Here is an 18,288-nt window from a genome sequence, read left to right on the forward strand (position 1 = left end):
TCGGCGAAGGGGCGTCGCGTCAGGACGTACCGACCCCCTCTGGCCTGCCGGCCATCTCCCCCTCATCAAGGGGGGAGATTACGCTACTGCGCCGCGGGCTCTTCCGCATCACCTTCGTCCGTGAAGGGCGAGGCGCTTGGCACGCAGTTCACCGCCCAGCCGGCCGGGGTCGGCTGCTTCTGGTATTCGGTGATGGCGTTGGTGCATTGTTCGCGGGTGTCGAAGGTGCTGGGCAGCACCACCATGCCGCCTTGCGGGCCGGCGATCACCAGGTACCAGACCAATGCTACGCTGGGAGCAGCCATGGGAATTCCTCGCTTTGCTGGATGTCGGATTCGGATCGAACCCTAGCAACTCCCGGCTGATGGCGAAAGCAGGGCGAAGGGGGAGCGGCCCGCCGGACCATCACAGACCCGTGAGCGAACCACGCCCCTTAGCTTGCGCTCAGTTCGTGGCAAAGCAGTAGAACAGACCGTCGCCGCCGGTGCCCTTCAGCGCCTCCTGGCTACAGCCGCCGCGCGAGGCGTGCGAGGAGTTCCAGGATTTCGCCGCCGCCGACTCATCAAGGCCGGTGCGGTCGTGATGGCCCATCATCGCCGCGCCCTCCGCGCCACTTAGCGTCCAGTCGCCGCAAGTCTGGTCGGCGATCTTGGTGCCGTCGGGCTTCGAGCCGGTCAAAATGTCGTGCCGGTTCGGCTTGTCGCCACGGCCGTTGACCACTTCGCCCTTCTCGTTCAGTGCCGTCTGCTTGGTGATGGCGTTGGTGTCGCTGTGCAGCGAGGCGACGTCATCAGCGATCTTTTCGCCCTTGGCGTTGACCCACGGACCTTTGCCGATGCGGTCGCGCGCATCGACGTCGGCGGTCGAGAGATAGGCGTGCCATTCCTTGCCGGTAACCCCGGCCGCTTCCGCCAGCGACGCGCAGTGGGCGTCCGCACCCTTGAGACCGCCGAGATCGGCGCCCTTGCCGGAACCGACACTGGTGACGAAGAAGCTCATCTTGGCGTCTTGGGCGAGGGCTGCACCAGCTGTGGCTGCAAGCGCTGCGGCGGCAACGAGAAGAAGTCTACGCATGTCGGTCCTCCGGTTTCGAATGTCCTACATTCGAAGAAACGTAACGGGAGGCCTGTTTAATCCCGATTCAAGCCGGTTTATTCCGGCTGCCGGTAAGCGACGAAGCGCTGGTTCCTGGCTTGGAAGATCAGCCCTGTCTCTTTCAGCTCGGGGCTCGCCAGCGGCACGATGCGCTTCGCAATTTCTGAGGGATGCGGCAGCGTCTCCGGATCCTCGCCGGGTGCCGCCTGCGCACGCATGGCGGTGCGGGTGGCGCCGGGGTCGACGGCATTGACGCGCAGCGGCATGCTTTGCGTCTCATGCGCCCAGGAGCGCGCCATGGCTTCCACTGCCGCCTTGGATGCCGCGTAAGGCGCCCAGAAGGCGCGCGCCGAATGCGCGGCTCCCGAGGACATAAGAATGGCGCGGCCGGCGTCGGAGAGCCTGAGCAGCGGGTCGACCGAGCGGATCAGCCGCCAGGTCGATGTGACGTTGATGGTCATGACCTTCTCGAAGGTTTTCGCCTCGACATGGCCGATCGGCGAGATGACGCCGAGCACGCCGGCATTGGCCACCAAAATGTCGAGCTTGCCCCAGCGCTCATGAATGGCACCGCCCAGCCGGTCGATGCCGGCCATGTCGGCAAGATCGAGCGGCACCAGCGTCGCTTCGCCCTTGCCGGTTTTGGCGCGTTCAGCCTTGATCTGGTCGTCGAGCTCTTCCAGCCCGCCGACGGTGCGGGCAACCGCGATGACATGCGCGCCGGCGGCGGCAAGTTCTTTCGCGATGAAATAGCCGATGCCGCGCGAGGCGCCGGTAACGACCGCGACGCGGCCGGAGAGGTCGAGGGTCATGCGAGCGCTTTCAAGGATGGCAGTTGGGCTTTAGGCCCCGTTGTTCGCCAGCAGCGACAGCGTGCGCACATTGTCGTGGCCTTCGAAGTCGAGCAGGCGGGTCGGGTACTGGCCGGTGAAACAGGCGTCGCAGAATTGCGGCTGCTCATTGTCGCGGCCGGCTTCGCCAACGGCGCGGTAGAGCCCGTCAATGGTGAGGAAGCCGAGCGAATCGACGCGGATGAATTCGGCCATTTCCTCGATCGACATGCGAGATGCCAAAAGCTTCGACTTCTCCGGCGTGTCGACGCCGTAGAAGCACGACGCACTGGTCGGCGGCGAGGCGATGCGCATATGCACCTCCCGGGCGCCGGCATCGCGCACCATCTGCACGATCTTCTGGCTGGTGGTGCCGCGCACGATGGAATCGTCGACCAGCACCACGCGCTTGCCCTCGATCATGCGGCGGTTGGCATTGTGCTTGAGCTTGACGCCCATATGGCGGATCGAATCGCCGGGCTGGATGAAGGTGCGGCCGACATAGTGGTTGCGGATGATGCCGAGCTCGAAGGGAATGCCGGCAGCCTGGGAAAAGCCGATCGCCGCCGGCGTGCCGGAATCCGGCACCGGCACGACGATATCGGCCTCGACTGGGCTTTCCTGCGCCAGCTCGGCGCCGATGCGCTTGCGCACCTCATAGACGTTGCGGCCTTCCACCGAGGAATCCGGACGGGCGAAATAGACATATTCGAAGATGCAGAAGCGGGTCTTCTGCGGCTCGAACGGAAACAGGCTCTCAATGCCTTTCGAGGTCACGACGACCATCTCGCCAGGCTTCAGGTCGCGCACGAAGCGGGCGCCGATAATGTCGAGCGCGCAGGTTTCGGAGGCCAGGATCCAGGCGCCGTCGAGGTCGCCGAGCACCAGCGGCCGGATGCCGAGCGGATCGCGGCAGCCGATCATCTTCTTGGAGGTCATCGCCACCAGCGAGAAGGCGCCTTCGACCTGGCGCACGGCGTCGATGAAGCGCGAATTGAGATCGCGCTCCTTGCTGGTCGCAACCAGGTGCAGCAGCGTCTCGGTGTCGGAGGTCGACGAGAAGATCGCGCCCTGCTTCTGCAGCGCGCGCTGCACGGTCATGGCGTTGGTGAGGTTGCCGTTGTGAGCGACGGCAAAGCCGCCATCGGCGAGTTCGGCAAAGAAGGGCTGGATGTTGCGCATGCCGGCGCCGCCGGTGGTGGCGTAGCGCGTGTGGCCGATGGCGCGATTGCCTTGCAGGCTGTCGATGACGTGCTGCTTGGTGAAGGTGTCGCCGATCAGCCCGACGTGGCGTTCGACATGGAACTGGCTGCCGTCATAGGAGACGATGCCGGCCGCTTCCTGGCCGCGATGCTGCAGCGCATGCAGGCCAAGTGTGACGATGGCCGCGGCGTCCTGCCGGCCGAAAATGCCGAACACGCCGCATTCGTCGTGAAAATGATCGTCTGCTTCGGCGGAAAGCACGTCGTCTGCGTCTGCCTTCGAAACTGCCATGGGGCTCAAGCTCCGCTAAAATGGCCATATAAGGCGAGAGCGCCGCGAAAGCAACGCACTCCGTGCGCCGTTCACACCATAGTCAGGCCAGAACCGCCGGGATGGCGCCTGTCCGGCAGGCGCCCCCGATACAATATCAGTTTGCCGGCGCGGCCGGGGCCGGGGGGGCGGGCTGTGCCGGCGCATTGTCGGCCGGAGCGTCGGTCTCGTCGTCGGGTGCGGGCGCATCCTCGCCGGCTGCCGGCGCATCCGCAGCCGGTGCATCGGCTGCCGGGGGCGTCTCAGGTGCTGCCGGCTGATTCGGGTTGAGCTTCTTCAGGATGGCGTTTTCCGGATCCTCGGGCAGCAGGCTTTCCAGCTTGGCGCCGATGGTTTCGAGCAGCGGCCTCGACTTGGCGTTGGCGATCCAGGCCGGAGCCTTGGCGCCGGCCAGCCAGTTGAAGAACAAGAGGGCCACCGCGACGACGAGGATGCCGCGCGCCGCGCCGTAGAGGAAGCCGAGCGTACGGTCGAGCGCGCCGATCCTGGAATCGATGATCCAGTCGGCAAGCTTCATGGTGATGACGGAAACGACGATCAGCGCGATGACGAAGACGATGCCGGCGGACGCCGCCATGGCGATCTTGTCATTTTCGACATAGGGCTGAACATAAGGCAGCACCGGCTTGTAGAAGAAGAACGCCGCCGCGGCGGCAGCGGCCCAGGAGACGACGGACAGGATTTCGCGAGACAAGCCGCGAACCATGGCGAGCATCGCCGAGACCAGGGTGAAGCCGACGAGAATTCCGTCAAGCAGCGTAATCGGCATGTTGTTCGCCCCACTCCGATTGTCTTTTCACGGCTCGAGCGAGCCGCGTCATTCTTCCTCGTCGACACGGCTGCGCCGTGAGCCGGCTATGCGCGCCACGAGATCGGCAAGTTCGGTTGGCTGGAAAGCGCCGGCCCCGATCCCCCCGACAACCTCCTCGCTGCCCAAGGGCAGAACCGCACTTCCAAAACCCAGCTTTTCGGCCTCTTTAAGGCGCTGTTGCGCATGCGCAACCGGCCTCACTGCGCCCGACAGGCTGATTTCGCCGAAATAGACGCAATCGGCGGGAAGGGCAAGACCGGTGAGCGACGAAACCAGTGCAGCCGCCACCGCCAGATCGGCGGCCGGTTCGGAAATCCGGTAGCCGCCGGCGACGTTGAGATAGACATCGTGGGTGCCGAAGCGGACGCCGCAATGCGCTTCGAGCACGGCCAAAATCATCGACAGCCGCGCACCGTCCCAGCCGACGACGGCACGGCGCGGCGTGCCCAGCGAGGACGGCGCTACCAGCGCCTGGATCTCGACCAGCACCGGGCGCGTGCCCTCCATCCCGGCGAACACCGCGGCGCCCGGCGACTTCGCATGGCGTTCGCCGAGAAACAGCTCCGACGGGTTGGCGACTTCGCGCAGGCCCTTGTCCGACATTTCGAAGACGCCGATCTCGTCGGTCGGCCCGAAACGGTTCTTCACCGTTCGCAGGATGCGGTAGTGGTGGCCGCCTTCGCCTTCGAAGTAGAGCACGGCGTCGACCATGTGCTCGACGACGCGCGGGCCCGCGATCTGGCCTTCCTTGGTGACATGGCCGACCAGAACGATGGCGGCGCCCGTGGATTTGGCATAGCGGATCATCGCCTGGGCGGCGGCGCGCACCTGGGTGACGGTGCCGGGCGCCGAATCGGCCATGTCGGTCCACAGCGTCTGGATCGAATCGAGGATGACGAGGTCCGGCCTTCTGCCGTCGGCGATTGTTGCCAGGATGTCCTCGACATTGGTCTCGGCGGCAAGTTCGACGGGTGTGTCGGCGACGCCAAGCCGTTGCGCGCGCAGCCTGATCTGGGCGACGGCCTCTTCGCCCGAGACATAGACGATGCGGTGGCCTTTTGACGCCAGTGCTGCCGCGGCCTGGGTGAGCAGCGTCGACTTGCCAATGCCCGGATCGCCGCCGACCAGCAGCGCCGAGCCGCGCACGAAACCGCCGCCAGTGGCGCGGTCGAGTTCGCCAATGCCCGAGATGATGCGCGGCGCGTCCTCGATGTCGCCGGACAGGCTGGTCAGCACCACGGCGCGGCCCTTGCGGGCATTGCGCGTGTTGGCCGGGCCAGAGCCGATGCCGCCCGAAGTGCCTTCCTCGACGAGGGTATTCCACTCGCCGCAAGCATCGCATTTGCCGGCCCAGCGCTGATGCACCGATCCGCAATTCTGGCAGATGAACTGGACGCGGGATTTAGCCATGGAGTGATGCTGCTCGCAAATGATCGAAGGAGGGTGATCCTGCACACCCCCCTCTGTCCTGCCGGACATCTCCCCCGCAAGGGGGGAGATTGGCTGCCGTCGATGCTTTCGCCAATCGCCACCGTCGCAAGGCGAGCGCCACCCGCGAAGCTCCTGATCTCCCCCCTTGCGGGGGAGATGGCCGGCAGGCCAGAGGGGGGTGTGACGGAGCGCTGCGGTAGGCCAAAAAGCTACTCAAACCTCTCCGCGATATGATGCTCTTCGGCGAGGTCGGAAAACCGGGTGAATTCGCCCTGGAAAGCGAGGCTGACCGAACCCGTCGGGCCGTGGCGCTGCTTGGCGACGATGACTTCGGCCTTGCCGCGCATCTCGTTCATCTCGTGTTCCCACTTGATGTATTCGTCGGTGCCGGGCTTGGGTTCGCGGTTCTTCAGATAATATTCCTCGCGATAGACGAAGATCACCACGTCGGCGTCCTGCTCGATCGAGCCGGATTCACGCAGGTCGGAGAGCTGCGGGCGCTTGTCTTCGCGGCTTTCGACCTGACGCGACAGCTGCGACAGCGCGATGATCGGCACGGAGAGTTCCTTGGCCAGCGCCTTGAGGCCGGTGGTGATCTCGGTGATTTCCTGCACGCGGTTCTGCGAGGCCTTGGCGCTGGAACCCTGCATCAGCTGGATATAGTCGATGACGATGAGGTCGAGGCCGCGCTGGCGTTTTAGCCGGCGCGCCCGGGCGGAAAGCTGCGCGATCGAGATACCGCCGGTCTGGTCGATGAACAGCGGGATCTTCTGCATGGTCTGCGAGCAGGCGACCAGCTTTTCGAAGTCCATCTCGGAAATCTCGCCGCGGCGGATTTTTGACGACGGAATCTCGGTCTGCTCGGAAATGATACGGGTCGCCAGCTGTTCGGATGACATTTCGAGCGAGAAGAAGCCGACGACGCCGCCATTGGCGGCCTTGAACGACCCGTCGGCCTGCTGCGCCGGCACATAGGCCTCGGCGATGTTGAAGGCCATGTTGGTGGCGAGCGATGTCTTGCCCATGCCGGGGCGGCCGGCGATGATGATCAGATCGGAGGGCTGCAACCCGCCCATGCGGCGGTCGAGATCGCGCAGGCCGGTGGCGACGCCAGACAGATGGCCGTCGCGCATATAGGCGGCATTGGCCATGTCGACGGCAGTCTTGACGGCGTCGGTGAAGCTCTCGAAGCCGCCATCGTAGCGGCCGGTTTCGGCCAGTTCGAACAGCCGCCGCTCGGCATCCTCGATCTGCTCGGACGGCGCCATGTCGACCGGCGCGTCATAGGCGATGTTGACCATGTCCTCGCCGACGGTGATCAGCGCACGGCGCGTCGCCAAATCGTAGATGGCGCGGCCATAGTCTGTGGCGTTGACGACGGTGACGGCCTCGACCGCCAGCCGGACGACATATTGCGCTACCGTCATGTCACCGACCTTCTCGTCGGCCGGCAGGAAGGTTTTCAGCGTGATCGGCGTCGCCACCTTGCCCATGCGGATGAGTTCGGCCGCGACCTCGAAGATCTTCCTGTGCAGCGGCTCATAGAAATGGCCGGCCTTGAGGAAGTCGGAGACGCGGTAGAAGGCATCGTTGTTGACGAGGATGGCGCCGAGCAGCGCCTGCTCGGCCTCGATGTTGTTTGGCGCCTCACGATAAAGCGGTTGCTCCGCCACGCCGAATTTTCGTGCTGCCTCTGCCATGATGTCCCCGATTTCGATCCCGGCTTCTCGATACCAGAACGCGAAAGATCCGATGCTGACTTATATGCATCAGTCGCGTCCAATCGGCGTTGATGCCCGCTGTCCACAGGGGACGGCAAACCGTCCACAGGACAGAATTCCCGTGCTCTGATTCTGATTGACTCGCCAAGTGGTGATTGTATTGGTCCGACAGGAACAAAGCAAGAACAATCTCGGCGGCTATCTGCTTCTCTCGTCCAACTTATCGCCCCAGTCCAACCGCCGCGCTTGCTTGAACAGCTCGCCGTCGCGCTTGGTGAAAAGCGTCTCGCCGGCGCTGCCGTCCGGCCGGCACAATTTGAGCAGCACCTTGCCGGAGCCGGCTTTCGGCGGCGCAATGACGCGCGCGGCGCGGGAGGCCGCGGGCTGCCGCGACGCCGCGACGTAGATGAACTTCTCGTCCTCCCAGGGCACTTCGGCATCCTTGGCCAGGCGATGCAGGCGCGAGCGGGCAACGCGGCGCGAAAAATGGCACCAGTCGGGCGGCTCAAGCGGGCAGGGGGCGTCGTGGGGGCAAGGGGCCAGCACATTCGCGCCAGCCTCAAGCAATTGCCGGCGCACCGCAACAATGCGCTGCCAGCCGGCCGGTGTGCCCGGCTCGACAATCAGCAGCGTGTCGGCGGTCAACTGCCAGAGCCGGGCGACGAGCTTCGGCAGCGATGCAGGCGCGATCTCGTCCAGCACATAGGCGCAGGTGACGAGATCGGCAGGCTTGAGATCGGCAAGATCGATGGTGACGTCGCCGGCGCGCCAGTCGGTGCTCGCGACAATGGTATCAAGAGCGAGCGACTGGCCGACCTTGCGCACCGCGGCGCTGGCCTCAAACAGCACCGCCTGTTCGAGGTCTGGCCAGAGGTCCGTGGTGGCCCAGAGCACCGTACCAGGGCCGGCGCCGACATCGAGCAGCGTTTTTGGCTGGAAATCGGGCCGTGCCTCGGCGAGCGCGTCGAGGCTGGCGCGCGCGGCCGCATAGGTCGCCGGCAGCCGCGTCGCCAAATAGGCTTTTACCGCCATCTCCTCGGCCATGTGCAGGCGGCCGTCGCGCAGTTCGGCACGGTAGCGGTCTGACAGCGTCTTCGCCGCCTGGCGCAACGTCGGCAGCGGTATCGTTTCGAGCAGGCGCTCGACGCCTTGTCTGAGCGGTGCTGGCAGTTCCACGCTCAGGCTCCGTGCGGTGCGAACAGGATGACAGAGGCGCCGGCAATGCAAAGCGCCGCGCCGGCAAGATCCCAAAGGTCTGGGCGCACGCCTTCCACCAGCCACAGCCAGCCGAGCGAGGCGGCAATGTAAATACCGCCATAGGCGGCGTAGGCGCGGCCGGCGGCATTGGTGTCGACCAGCGCCAGCAGGAAGCCGAACAATGCAAGCGAGACGAGGCCAGGCGCCAGCCACAGCGGTGACTTTTCAAGCCGCCACCAGGCCCAGAAGGAAAAGCAGCCGGCGATCTCGGCCAATGCGGCGGCGATGTAGAGGAGGTAGGTCATGAAAAAGGTCTCACTATAGCGAGACCTTTTTCATGTTTGGGCAGGCGATGGCAAGGCCGATGGGACCTCAGGCTACTCGCGATCCGCCACCTTGCGGCGGCGCGCGGACTTGGCAACAGCTGACCTTGTAGCAACAGCCTTGGCAACGGCAGGCTGGGCGACCGGTTGTTCGTGGCGATGCCCAATCTCGCGCATTTCCAGTGCCTTTTCACATTTGGCCATGTAGTCGCGCGTCATCGGCAGCGTGTCGTTCTTCTTGGCGATCTGGATCTGGAAGATCACCAGGTCCTGCCAGCGGAAGGCCGCTTCCGAGGCGGCGAGATAGAACTCCCACATCCGGCAGAAACGCTCGTCATAGATGGCCTTGGCCTTGTCGCGGTTGGCGGCAAAGCGCTGGCCCCAGTGCTTCAGCGTATCGGCATAGTGCAGCCGCAGCATCTCGATGTCGGTAACCACCAGCCCCGACTTTTCGATTGCCGGCATCACCTCCGACAACGAAGGGATGTAGCCGCCGGGGAAGATGTATTTGCGGACGAAGGCGCTGGTCGCCCACGGCACGCCCGAGCGGCCGATCGTGTGCAAGAGCATGACGCCGTCCGGCTTCAACAGCGTCGCCGACTTTTCGAAGAAGGTGCGGAAATGGTTGACGCCGACATGCTCGAACATGCCGACCGAGACGATGCGGTCGAAGCGTTCGTTGAGTTCGCGGTAGTCCTTCAGCTCGAAATGCACTCGGTCCTGCAGGCCTTGCGCATGCGCCCGGTCGGTCGCGACGCCGTGCTGCTCGGTCGACAGCGTCACGCCCTGCACGTCGACGTCGAAAGCCTTGGCGAGGTAGAGGCCAAGCCCGCCCCAGCCGGAGCCGATGTCGAGCACGGTCTGGCCGGCCTTCAGCCTGAGCTTGGCGGCGATGTGGCGCTTCTTGGCGACCTGCGCCTCGTCGAGTGTCATGTCCGGCTGTTCGAAATAGGCGCAGGAATACTGCATGTCCTCGTCGAGGAAGAGCCGGTAGAGGTCGCCAGACAGATCGTAGTGGCGCTGCACGTTGCGGCGCGAGCGCGAGGCGGTGTTGATCTGCTGCAGGCGGCGGAAGGCGTGGCGCAGGCCCTCGATCGCCTTCGACCAGGTGGCATCGATGCCGCCGCTGCCCATGTTCTGGAAGGCGATGCGCATCAGGCCGAGAACGCCGCCCTCAAGGATGTCGAGTTCGCCGTCCATGTAGGATTCCGGCACCGCCAGCATTGGATCGAAGGTGATGGCGCGTTCGGCATGCTTGGTCTTGATGTGCATGTGCACCGGCTCGCCGCTGCCGTCGCCGAACACATGCGTCGAACCCTTCGGCGCGGTGACTTTGAGATTGCCTGTGCGCACCAGGCGGTCGAGAACGCGCTTCAACAGAATATTCATCACCAAATGTCCCCTCACGGTCAGACTGGCGGGCTAACTCTGCAACAATATATAGGGGTTCGAAAAGTTCCATTTGGTACAAAAATGCCCGGGCGAGAGGCCCGGGCATTGGTCCACAAAGGCTGGATGACGACAATGTGATTGGGGAGCGCCGCTCCCTCGCTTGTCGTTAGGCGATCAGGCGTTGTCTTCGCCGCCTTCGAACTCGGTGTTCGGGTCGAAGAAGTTCTCCGGCCGCGCATTGTCGTTGATGTCGTCGCCATAGATGGCTTCGGCGGTGGTCAGCGTTTCGCCCTTGGCCTGACGCTCGGCTTCATCGGCCGTGCGGGCGATGTTGAGGCTGATGGTGACCTCGACTTCCGGATGCAGCGCGATCGCCACATTGGTGACGCCGATGGTCTTGATCGGCTGGTTGAGCTGGATCTGGTTGCGGTTGACCGAGAAGCCTTCCGCCGTCAGCAGATCGGCGATGTCGCGGGTCGACACCGAACCGTAGAGCTGGCCGGTCTCGCCGGCCGAACGCACGGCGATGAAGCTCTTGCCGTCGAGCTTTTCGGCAACCTGGCTGGCTTCCGACTTGCGTTCGAGGTTACGGGCTTCGAGCTGGGCGCGCTGGCCCTCGAACTTCTTCTTGTTGGCTTCGTTGGCGCGCAGCGCCTTGCCCTGCGGCAAGAGGAAGTTGCGGGCAAAGCCGTCCTTGACCTTGACGGTATCGCCCATCTGGCCGAGGCGGGAAACGCGTTCGAGAAGAATGACTTCCATGGTTTTGTTCCTTCGTCTGGGCACCGATCACAAGGTCGGCGCCGAATTGAGTGGAACAGGTCAGGAAGCTTTGAGCGCCTTGGCGCCGGTGTCGCTGTCCTGCCTGTCGCGGCAGTTAGAGGCTTTTCACCTCAACTCGGGATTTCAATGCATGTCGCCCAAAAGTGGGTCCCGGTTTTGGGACAACGACATGCATCATCAAAATACTCCCTGCGGCGCCCGTCGCCGTGGGAGAATAGAGCGGGCGGCGAACCGCCCGCTCGAAAGTCTTAGCGAACCACGTAGGGCAGCAGGCCGAGGAAGCGGGCGCGCTTGATCGCCTTGGCGAGTTCGCGCTGCTTCTTCTGGCTGACGGCGGTGATGCGCGACGGCACGATCTTGCCGCGCTCGGAAATGTAGCGCTGCAGCAGACGCACGTCCTTGTAGTCGATCTTGGGCGCGTTGGCGCCGGAGAACGGGCAGGTCTTGCGGCGACGATGGAACGGGCGCCGGGTCGGGATCTGATTGATGTCGACCATTATTCTGCACCCCCTTCAACGCCTTCGCGCGGACGGCGCGGACCACGATCGCCACCGGCGTCGCCAAATGAGCGCGGCGGACGATCGCCACGGTCGCCGCGATCACGATCGCCAAACGAGCGCGGACCACGATCGCCACGGTCGCGGTCGCCGAAGCCGCCGCGTTCCGAGCGCTCTTCGCGCTTCTGCATCATGGCCGACGGGCCTTCCTCATGCGCCTCGACCTTGACGGTCAGGAAACGCAGCACGTCTTCGGACAGACCCATCTGGCGCTCCATCTCGTTGAGCGCTGCCGGCGGGCAGGTGAGGTCCATAAGCGTGTAGTAAGCCTTCCGGTTCTTGTTGACCCGGTAGGTGAGGGACTTCAGTCCCCAGTTCTCGACCCGGCCGACGGACCCGCCATTTGCGGAGATGACGCCCTTGTACTGTTCGACAAGCGCATCGACCTGCTGCTGCGAGAGGTCCTGCCGGGCAAGGAACACATGTTCGTATAGAGCCATAGTGGTTCAATGCCTTTCTTCGTTTCTCTCCCGGACCCTCGCGGCAAAAGCCTCTGCAACTTCTCTGACCCGCTTGTCCCGAAGGGGCGGGGAAGAAAGGAGCATTTCGAGACGGTCGAGAGCGGAGACACGGGAGGCGGAAGCGCTTCTGGCTTCACACGCCGCTTTCCCCTAGGAAAACAACGGCCCTCCGTTCAGCCCCCAGCAAGGACCGGCAGATTGCGGGCGTCTATACAGCAATTTGGCGGGAAGGCAAGGGTGGGGCACCGTTCCAGACAGCATCCTTGGCGTCGCAGGATCGAAAAACGCCGGGCGTCAACTTGTATGGGCGAGCTTGTCCACCGTTTCGGGAAAGAAGTCGGGCGCGGCCTTACGCTTGCCGAACATCATGTCGTATTGCAGCAGGCGGAAATCGTTGATCGCCGGATCGATGTTCTTCTGCCGCGCCCAGTCGGGCGTCGCTTCGCCTGACGGCGTCAGCAGGAGATTGCGATCGACGACGCGGTAGCGTTCGCGCAGCGCGCCGAGGAAGCCGGTGTAGTAGGGGTGCGTGATCCCGGCGGTGGTCAGGATGTGGTAGGGCAGGAAGGCCGGGCTGACCGCGCCCATATCCTGCGCCGGGCCGGTGCGGTTCGACCAGATGATCAGCGGCGTCTGGTGGTGCTCAAGTGCTGCCTCCGGCGTCGGCTCCTTGCGCGGCGCGACATTGTCTTTGAGGAAGCCGGTCTCGACATAGACGGGACCAAGCGGCGGCAGATGGTCGCCGAAGAAGGCTATGACCGTCGGCCGCTCGCGCTTCTTCGCCCATTCGATCAGCCGTTCGAGGCCACGGTCGGCATCGGCCGAACCCTCGGCGTAGCTGAGCAGCGATTCCCGCGCCCATGTGCTGATGGGTGCCGCGACCTTGTGGGTCGGGTTGTAATAGCGGTACGGCTCGTAGGGGCCGTGGTTCTGCAGGCTGACGGCGAAGAAGAACACCGGGTCCTCGCTGGCGTCGGCCTCTGCGATGATCTCGTCGGTCATTGCCGCGTCGGAGGCCAGCGGCCCGCGCTTCTCCAGCGGCGGCAGCGTCTCTTCCGAGCGGAAATCGTTGAAGCCGAAATCGGCATAGACCGCGCCGCGATTCCAGAACCAGTTGGTGCCGGGATGGATGGCGCGCGCCCGATAGCCTTCGCTTTTCAGGAAGGTCGCCAGCGACGGCGTCGGCGTGCGCACATATTGCTGATAGGGGATTGAGCCCGCCGGCAGGAAGGCATTGGAAAAGCCGGTCAGCGCCTCGAATTCGATGTTGGCGGTCATGCCGCCGAATTCCGGCGAGAACATGTAGCCCGAGCGCAAAGCGCGCACATTGGGGATCGGGTCCGGCGTGATGGTGACGCCGGGCAGCTTGGTCGGATCCCAGAAGGATTCGCTCATCACCACGATGATGTCAGGTTTCTCATCCGGCACCGAGGCCGTCACATCCGGTCTGTCGATCGCATCGATCGCCTTGTCGGAATAGCCCACTGGCGCCGAGACATGCGCCATCGGCACGTTGAGCGCGAAAGCCAGCGCAAACCCGTTGGAGGCGTAGTTCTCCTTCTGGTCCCACATGATCGGGATGATCTGCAGCCGGTCGCGGGTCCACGAGAAGGTGGCGTAATCCATGATCGAGACGAAGAAGGCGAGCAGCGGCACTGCCAGCGTCAACCGCGCCAGGCGCCCCTTGCGGCTGAGGATCGGCACCTTGCGTCGCCACAGCCGCCAGCCATAGATCAGCATCGACAGGCCGGCGACGATGCCGACCGCCATGGCGAGCGCCGTCCAGGGCCGCTCGCGCACCAGAAGCGGCATCAGCGCCATGATCTGGCGCGAATAGAGGAAATCGGTCGGGTAGAGCGGATCGCCGAGATAGTGCGACTTCTGGTGCCCGACAAAGGCCAGCGCCAGCGTCAGCGGCGCCACGATCATCAGGCTTTGGTGGCTGCGGCCAAGCACGGCGTCCAGTCCGATCAGCACCAGCGCAAAGACGATGATGGTGGTCCAGCCCGGCTTGAAGGGTTGCAGGAAGAAGTCGACCGTGCCGAAAAAGTCGCCGCGCACGATCCATTCGATGGCGAACACCAGGACGGCGGAAGCAAGCAGCGTGACCAGACCGTAGCGGATGACAGGCCATCTGCGCCCCGGCAGGTAGCCGGTGGACGGATCGTCTTCCAAGAACTGTGGCGCGGGTACTGCCGCGCCCTTCCTGATCCTTGCCACTTCTCTTCTTCCCCCGGCCCAAGCAACGCGTTTTTCCACTCGCGTCACCGTTCTGTCATAGAACTGTCATGCAAAAGCTAGCGCCTGTGGCGGAAATAAGAAGAGCCAGCAAACGATTCGTGAGCGGTTTTCATCAGGAGTGATCGGCAAAAAGCCTTTCAGAACAGGGACTCGAGGTCAGCTGCCGGGTGGAACGAGGGCCGAAATGCTGCTCGCGGGCTTGACTTGGCGGTCCGCCTTGCGTCACAGGCAGGAAAAATCAGCCGCTGGAGAGAGCCCAAATGGCCGTTGCATTCACCTTTCCGGGACAAGGCAGCCAGGCTGTCGGCATGGGCAAGGACCTCGCCGACGCCTTCCCCGAGGCGCGCAGGGTCTTCGAGGAAGTCGATGACGCGCTGGGCGAAAAGCTGTCGACATTGATCTGGGAAGGCCCTGAAGAGACGCTGACCTTGACCGCCAATGCCCAGCCGGCGCTGATGGCAGTATCGCTGGCTGCGGTGCGGGCGCTGGAAGCGCGCGGTTTTTCGCTGAAGGACAAGGTCGCCTACGTTGCCGGCCATTCGCTCGGCGAATATTCCGCCCTTGCCGCCGCCGGTTTCGTCTCGGTCGCCGATGCCGCCCGGCTGCTGCGCATTCGCGGCAATGCCATGCAGGCGGCGGTGCCGGCCGGTGAGGGCGCGATGGCGGCGATCATCGGACTGGAACAGCCTGACGTCGAAGCCGCTTGCGCTGAAGCGGCAGCCGGCTCCGGCAAGGTCTGCCAGATCGCCAACGACAATGGCGGCGGCCAGCTGGTGATCTCCGGCGCCAAGGCGGCGGTGGAACTCGCCGCGAAATTGTGCACCGAGAAGGGCGCCAAACGGGCGCTGATGCTGCAGGTCTCCGCCCCCTTCCACTCGGCGCTGATGGCGCCGGCGGCCAATGTGATGCGCGAGGCGCTGGCCGGGGTAGCCAAGCATGCGCCGGTGGTTCCCGTCGTTTCTAACGTTACCGTGACCCCGACCAGCGATCCCGATGAGATCGCTCGGCGGCTTGTCGAGCAGATCACCGGCCGCGTGCGCTGGCGCGAAACGGTGGAGTGGTTCGGCGCCAACGGCGTCGCCACGCTCTACGAGATCGGCGCCGGCAAGGTGCTGTCGGGCCTGGCGCGGCGCATCAACCGCGACATCGCTACCGCAGCCGTCGGCACCCCGGCCGATATCGAGGCCGCGCTGGCTGCGCTTGCATAATCCACTGGCGATTTGACCCCTCCCATGGGAAGGGTGTTCTCTTAAGATCAGGAGACGAAAATGTTCGAACTGACCGGCCGCAAGGCGCTTGTCACCGGCGCATCGGGAGGCATTGGCGAGGCGATTGCCCGCGTGCTGCATGCGCAAGGCGCCATTGTCGGCCTGCACGGCACCCGCATCGAGAAACTGGAGACCCTGGCCGGCGAGCTCGGCGATCGGGTAAAGCTGTTTCCAGCCAATCTGTCGAACCGCGACGAGGTCAAGGCGCTTGGCCAGAAGGCGGAAGCCGAACTCGAAGGCGTCGACATACTGGTCAACAATGCCGGCATCACCAAGGACGGCCTGTTCGTGCGGATGTCGGATGCCGATTGGGACAGTGTGCTCGAGGTCAACCTGACCGCCGTGTTTCGGCTGACCCGTGAACTCACCCATCCGATGATGCGCCGGCGGCATGGCCGCATCATCAACATCACTTCAGTGGTCGGTGTCACCGGCAACCCAGGCCAGACCAATTATTGCGCTTCCAAGGCCGGCATGATCGGCTTTTCCAAGTCGTTGGCGCAGGAGATCGCCACACGCAACATCACCGTCAACTGCGTCGCCCCGGGCTTCATCGAATCGGCCATGACCGACAAGCTCAACGACAAGCAGAAAGACGCGATCATGGCGGCGATACCGACGCGCCGCATGGGCACGAGTGTTGAAGTGGCGTCTGCCGTTGCCTATCTCGCCTCCAACGAAGCCGCCTACGTCACCGGCCAGACCATCCATGTCAACGGCGGCATGGCGATGATTTGACGGGAGATGGCCGGGTTATAAGAAGACGTGGCCGGCTTGTGAAAAGAGACCATTTCGCCTTGGACCTTAGCCAATTTTCGTGTAATGCGGCCCGCAACCCGGCGGTTCGGGCAAAAACCGGTTCGGTGCCGTTGCGTTTCCGGCAGGACCATCTTTCAGCTTGATTAGCGGCATTCTGCCCGCTAACGAAGACAGACAAACAAAAGACGAGGATGCCCCAAATGAGTGACACCGCAGAGCGCGTCAAGAAGATCGTCATCGAACATCTTGGCGTCGATGCCGACAAGGTGACGGAGCAGGCGAGCTTCATCGATGATCTGGGCGCGGACAGCCTCGATACGGTCGAACTCGTCATGGCGTTCGAAGAAGAGTTTGGCGTCGAGATTCCGGACGATGCGGCCGAGACCATCCTGACCGTCGGCGATGCCGTGAAGTACATCGACAAGGCTTCGGCCTGACGCTATCCGCAGTCATCACCGGGGAGGACCTGCGATGAGGCGTGTCGTCGTCACGGGCCTTGGCCTGGTTTCGCCGTTCGGCATGGGCTTCGAGCACAGCTGGAAGGAATTGCTGACCGGCCGCAGCGCCGCCAAGCGCGTCACCGAGTTTGAAGTGGAAGATCTTGCCTGCAAGATCGCCCACGTCATTCCGCGCGGTGACGGCACCAACGGCACGCTCAATCCCGAAGCCGTGCTTGAGCCGAAGGAACTGCGCAAGATCGGCGACTTCATCCTTTACGGGATCGCGGCCGCTGATGAAGCGCTGAAGGATTCCGGCTGGGAGCCCGGCACCGAAGCCGAGCGTTGCGCCACCGGCGTCATGATCGGCTCCGGCATTGGTGGCCTCGAAGGCATCGCCGAAAACGCGCTGATCCTGCACGAGCGTGGACCGCGCCGCATCAGCCCGTTCTTCATTCCTGGAAACATCATCAACCTGGTGTCCGGTCAGGTGTCGATCCGGCACGGGCTGAAGGGTCCCAATCACGCCGTCGTCACTGCCTGCTCAACTGGCGCGCACGCCATTGGCGATGCCGCCCGGCTGATCATCTTCGGCGATGCCGACGTGATGCTGGCCGGCGGCGCCGAATCGCCGGTGACCAGGCTTTCGCTAGCCGGCTTCGCCGCTTGCCGGGCACTATCCACCGACCGCAACGACACGCCTGAAAAGGCCTCGCGCCCCTATGACCGCGACCGTGACGGCTTCGTCATGGGCGAGGGCGCCGGCGTCGTCGTGCTGGAAGAGCTCGAACACGCCAAGGCGCGCGGCGCCAAGATCTATGCGGAGGTCACCGGCTACGGCCTGACCGGCGACGCCTATCACATCACCGCACCTGCCGAAGACGGCGACGGTGCCTTCCGCTGTATGACGGCGGCGCTGAACCGGGCCAAGCTGACGCCCGCCGATATCGATTACATCAACGCGCATGGCACCTCGACCATGGCCGATACGATCGAGCTCGGCGCCGTCGAGCGGCTGGTCGGTAATGCCGCCTCGAAGATCTCGATGTCGTCGACCAAGTCGTCGATCGGCCACCTCCTGGGTGCCGCGGGGGCCGCCGAGGCGATCTTCTCGATCCTCGCCATCCGCGACAACATCGCTCCCGCCACCATCAATCTCGACAACCCGGAACGCGAAACCGCGATCGATCTTGTACCCAACACGCCACGGCATCGCCAGGTCGACGTGGCGCTGTCCAACTCCTTCGGCTTCGGCGGCACCAACGCGTCGCTGGTCTTCCAGCGCTATATAGGCTGATTGCGGTATCGACCGGCGCGCCAGCGGTCTGTCGTCAATTTTGCCATATTCGAGCCTACTCTGCCGCTGGGGATTCGTCGCATCGGCCTGAAACCGAAGGCGCTTTTTTTTGAAAGCACGATGCGTAGGCTTGAAATGTTAGGGCACGCTGGGCG

Annotated in this window: 18 protein-coding genes; 4 read left to right on the top strand and 14 right to left on the bottom strand. The window is 64.0% G+C overall.

Annotated features, from left to right (window positions below; genetic code table 11):
- Positions 1-83: 83 nt before the first annotated feature.
- The 14 genes from AC1D1N_RS20620 to AC1D1N_RS20685 form a co-directional block, all read right to left on the bottom strand.
- Entirely contained in the window at positions 84-305 is a 222-nt protein-coding gene (locus tag AC1D1N_RS20620; protein ID WP_023689120.1) for a hypothetical protein, read from the bottom strand.
- Between the two features lie 139 nt (positions 306-444).
- Complete coding sequence (locus AC1D1N_RS20625) at positions 445-1,074, bottom strand: hypothetical protein (protein WP_477350675.1); 630 nt, start codon at positions 1,072-1,074, stop codon at positions 445-447.
- Positions 1,075-1,151: 77 nt separating this feature from the next.
- The gene (locus tag AC1D1N_RS20630; RefSeq protein WP_477350677.1) at positions 1,152-1,907 is read right to left on the bottom strand and encodes an SDR family NAD(P)-dependent oxidoreductase; all 756 of its coding nucleotides are present in this window, start codon (positions 1,905-1,907) and stop codon (positions 1,152-1,154) included.
- A 30-nt stretch (positions 1,908-1,937) separates the two neighbouring features.
- Positions 1,938-3,419, bottom strand: coding sequence for an amidophosphoribosyltransferase (gene purF, locus AC1D1N_RS20635; protein WP_436259096.1), 1,482 nt, complete (start codon positions 3,417-3,419; stop codon positions 1,938-1,940).
- A 136-nt stretch (positions 3,420-3,555) separates the two neighbouring features.
- A complete protein-coding gene (locus tag AC1D1N_RS20640; protein ID WP_436259097.1) occupies positions 3,556-4,227 on the bottom strand; it encodes a CvpA family protein in 672 nt (223 codons plus the stop codon).
- A 48-nt stretch (positions 4,228-4,275) separates the two neighbouring features.
- Entirely contained in the window at positions 4,276-5,679 is a 1,404-nt protein-coding gene (gene radA / locus AC1D1N_RS20645; RefSeq protein ID WP_352557966.1) for a DNA repair protein RadA, read from the bottom strand.
- A 230-nt stretch (positions 5,680-5,909) separates the two neighbouring features.
- A complete protein-coding gene (locus AC1D1N_RS20650; protein ID WP_112560787.1) occupies positions 5,910-7,400 on the bottom strand; it encodes a replicative DNA helicase in 1,491 nt (496 codons plus the stop codon).
- Positions 7,401-7,619: 219 nt separating this feature from the next.
- Complete coding sequence (locus AC1D1N_RS20655) at positions 7,620-8,597, bottom strand: small ribosomal subunit Rsm22 family protein (protein WP_477350679.1); 978 nt, start codon at positions 8,595-8,597, stop codon at positions 7,620-7,622.
- 2 nt (positions 8,598-8,599) lie between these two features.
- Positions 8,600-8,923 carry a YnfA family protein gene (locus AC1D1N_RS20660; RefSeq protein ID WP_112560789.1) on the bottom strand — a complete coding sequence of 108 codons (324 nt, stop codon included), beginning with the start codon at positions 8,921-8,923 and terminating at the stop codon, positions 8,600-8,602.
- A 72-nt stretch (positions 8,924-8,995) separates the two neighbouring features.
- Entirely contained in the window at positions 8,996-10,330 is a 1,335-nt protein-coding gene (locus AC1D1N_RS20665) for a class I SAM-dependent methyltransferase (protein WP_112560790.1), read from the bottom strand.
- Between the two features lie 177 nt (positions 10,331-10,507).
- Entirely contained in the window at positions 10,508-11,092 is a 585-nt protein-coding gene (gene rplI, locus AC1D1N_RS20670) for a 50S ribosomal protein L9 (RefSeq protein WP_142867758.1), read from the bottom strand.
- A gap of 269 nt (positions 11,093-11,361) precedes the next feature.
- Positions 11,362-11,610 (bottom strand): 30S ribosomal protein S18, encoded by a 249-nt coding sequence (gene rpsR, locus AC1D1N_RS20675; protein ID WP_006203718.1) that lies wholly within the window; start codon positions 11,608-11,610, stop codon positions 11,362-11,364.
- Positions 11,610-12,110, bottom strand: a complete 501-nt coding sequence (gene rpsF, locus AC1D1N_RS20680) for a 30S ribosomal protein S6 (RefSeq protein ID WP_112560792.1) — start codon at positions 12,108-12,110, stop codon at positions 11,610-11,612. The genes rpsR and rpsF overlap by 1 nt, the downstream gene beginning before the upstream one ends.
- A 315-nt stretch (positions 12,111-12,425) precedes the next feature.
- On the bottom strand, positions 12,426-14,351 hold the full coding sequence (locus AC1D1N_RS20685; protein ID WP_477350682.1) for an LTA synthase family protein: 1,926 nt from the start codon (positions 14,349-14,351) through the stop codon (positions 12,426-12,428).
- Between the two features lie 281 nt (positions 14,352-14,632).
- On the opposite strand from AC1D1N_RS20685, the gene fabD reads away from it, so the two are divergent.
- From fabD to fabF, 4 genes are all read left to right on the top strand, one after another.
- A complete protein-coding gene (gene fabD / locus AC1D1N_RS20690; protein ID WP_477350684.1) occupies positions 14,633-15,580 on the top strand; it encodes an ACP S-malonyltransferase in 948 nt (315 codons plus the stop codon).
- Positions 15,581-15,640: 60 nt separating this feature from the next.
- Positions 15,641-16,378, top strand: coding sequence for a 3-oxoacyl-[acyl-carrier-protein] reductase (gene fabG / locus AC1D1N_RS20695; RefSeq protein ID WP_027045360.1), 738 nt, complete (start codon positions 15,641-15,643; stop codon positions 16,376-16,378).
- A gap of 221 nt (positions 16,379-16,599) precedes the next feature.
- Complete coding sequence (locus AC1D1N_RS20700) at positions 16,600-16,836, top strand: acyl carrier protein (protein ID WP_006203723.1); 237 nt, start codon at positions 16,600-16,602, stop codon at positions 16,834-16,836.
- A gap of 34 nt (positions 16,837-16,870) precedes the next feature.
- A complete protein-coding gene (gene fabF / locus AC1D1N_RS20705) occupies positions 16,871-18,133 on the top strand; it encodes a beta-ketoacyl-ACP synthase II (protein WP_112560796.1) in 1,263 nt (420 codons plus the stop codon).
- Positions 18,134-18,288: the final 155 nt, after the last annotated feature.

The organism is Mesorhizobium sp. P2_B5, from assembly GCF_056404775.1.